Annotated in this window: 2 protein-coding genes; both read right to left on the reverse strand. The window is 50.8% G+C overall.

Annotated features, from left to right (window positions below; all coding sequences use genetic code 11):
- Positions 1 to 325, reverse strand: a 325-nt coding sequence (locus tag ACFFGT_RS04475; protein ID WP_377021308.1) for an AMP-binding protein, incomplete at its 3' end; no start/stop codon positions are given.
- Positions 322 to 792, reverse strand: coding sequence for a condensation domain-containing protein (locus tag ACFFGT_RS04480; RefSeq protein WP_446686296.1), 471 nt, complete (start codon positions 790 to 792; stop codon positions 322 to 324). The genes ACFFGT_RS04475 and ACFFGT_RS04480, both read right to left, overlap by 4 nt.
- Positions 793 to 848: the final 56 nt, after the last annotated feature.

Here is an 848-nt window from a genome sequence, read left to right on the forward strand (position 1 = left end):
TTCCTGCATATAATGTTGCCCGGTCATCTTTTGTTACTTTATAATAATTTATATGCCAGTAACTTAAATTAACCACGCTCCGGTGTTCTACCATCACCCCCTTGGGTTTGCCTGTTGAGCCTGAGGTATAGATCACATATGCCAGGCCCTTCGATTCATTTACACCAGCGAGGTTATCCGGGCTATATTCAGCTAATGACGACCGGAATTCCGATAACAAGGTGTCATCTATCAACACCTTACAGCCGCTGTCTTTTAGCATATAACTGATCCGCTCTGAAGGGTAACCCGGATCGACCGGTACATATGCACCTCCTGCCTTCAATACCCCNCCAGCCGGTTTGACAAACCGTTCAGTTCCGAATAGCTCAGCGTCTGTTCACCGAATACCAGTGCCGGTGATCCGGGGGCCTGCGCTGCCTGTGCCTCGAAAAGCGAAACAAGCGTCTCCTCCTCAGGGTAGGCTACCGCCGTATCATTGAAGCTTTCCAGAAGTTCTTTACGCTCTGCAGCACTCAGGTAATCCAGCTCCGAAATTGGTACATCCGGTGAACCGCATACCGCCGGCAGCAGCCGCTCCAGGTGACCGCATAAGCGCTCTGCCATCTCACGGCTGTAGATATCGCTGTTATAGGTCAGGTCCAAAAGGATTCCCTCTGTGCCTTCTATAAAATTGAATGTAAGGTCGAACTTACTGCTCTCTGTCTGCACTTCTTCATAGGCCCTTACTTCAAGGCCCTCAAGTGTCGGGAGCACTCCCTTGCCCATCCCCGTGTTCTGCAACACCACCATCACATCGAACAAGGCGTTACGGCTCAGGTCACGCGGCAAATCCAGCTGGTCTATTA

It is taken from the genome of Mucilaginibacter angelicae (assembly GCF_042434235.1).
Lineage (GTDB): Bacteria > Bacteroidota > Bacteroidia > Sphingobacteriales > Sphingobacteriaceae > Mucilaginibacter > Mucilaginibacter angelicae.